We start from the raw sequence: 1,075 nt of genomic DNA, 5'->3' as shown, positions 1-1,075 counted from the left end.
ACAAAAAATATTTTTATTAACTTTAGATAATTGTGCTAATTGTGATCAATTAAAAAACATCTTATACAAAGTATATCCACAATATTTAAAACACATTCAAATTATTAATAGACCACAGATGCTTCATTCTGAAACATTTAATCAACTAGTGAGTAAATATAATATTAAAAAAGTACCAGCTTTAATTAACAATAAAACAGGCGCTATTTTAAAGGAAGTAAGGCTGGATATGATAGATGCTTTCTTAAAAAAGAATATTTCTTTACCAAACGAGGAGCTTTAAAAAAATAATTAAATAAAAATTCAATAAAAGGAGATTTACATGTCTAAAAAATTGAAAAAATTAATAGATGTTAGTACACTTCAAGAATTAATAGATGCTGGATGTGCACCTATGATATCAACAGATGTTGGATATACAATTGATGAATTAAAAGATATTGGTTATACAGCAGAAGAATTATCTTATGGTGGATTTACAGCTAAGGAATTAAAAGAAGCTGGATTTACAGCTAAAGAATTAAGAACCGCTGGATATACAGCCGAAGATTTAAAAGTAGCTGGATATACAGTATTAGAATTATTCGTAGCTGAATATACGGCTAAGGAATTAACAGATGTTGGTTTTACAATTAAAGAATTAAAAACCGATGGATATTTTAAATTAAAGAATAAGAATAATTAAGCAAGATTAGTTATTCTTGTTTAAATCATTTAACCAAAATTGTTCTTACCCATAAAGAAGGGGTAAAATTTCTTAGAACTCCTTTTTTACCCCTTCTTTATGGGTAAGAAAATCATCATCAAGAAAGGAAAAACAAAAAAAATGTTGAAACAAATAAAAAACAATCAAAAAGTATTATTCAAGTTTTTTGGTTTTATTGTGTTACTGATTGTTATAGGTATAATTATTTTTTTATACATTAAACAAGATTTTGATGACACTAAAGCGGTACTTCAACAAGATTTTGAAAAAGTTGACAATTCCGCCGATAAACTTCATTCTAATTTAGATGACACTAAAGTGGAATTTAAACAAAATTTTGATAAAGTTAATTCAAGCTTTTGTAATAGT

The 1,075-nt window shown here is 25.9% G+C and carries 3 protein-coding genes; all 3 read left to right on the top strand.

Going from position 1 to position 1,075, the window contains the following annotated elements:
• Positions 1-283, top strand: a 283-nt coding sequence (locus ON17_RS01950) for a thioredoxin family protein (RefSeq protein ID WP_017191826.1), incomplete at its 5' end; no start/stop codon positions are given.
• A 39-nt stretch (positions 284-322) separates the two neighbouring features.
• A complete protein-coding gene (locus ON17_RS01945; protein WP_017191825.1) occupies positions 323-685 on the top strand; it encodes a hypothetical protein in 363 nt (120 codons plus the stop codon).
• A gap of 141 nt (positions 686-826) precedes the next feature.
• Positions 827-1,075 (top strand): hypothetical protein (locus tag ON17_RS01940; protein ID WP_040849690.1); only part of this gene is annotated, 249 nt, incomplete at its 3' end.

Origin of the sequence: Poinsettia branch-inducing phytoplasma str. JR1, from assembly GCF_000309465.1 — a bacterium.
Lineage (GTDB): Bacteria > Bacillota_I > Bacilli_A > Acholeplasmatales > Acholeplasmataceae > Phytoplasma > Phytoplasma pruni.
Note: the sequence above shows the minus strand (reverse complement) of the source record. Positions and strands in the feature narration are given on the sequence as shown.

Bases quoted from the DNA above. Each gene is read 5' to 3' on its own strand.
- ON17_RS01945 (WP_017191825.1), top strand. From the start codon at position 323: ATGTCTAAAAAATTGAAAAAATTAATAGATGTTAGTACACTTCAAGAA.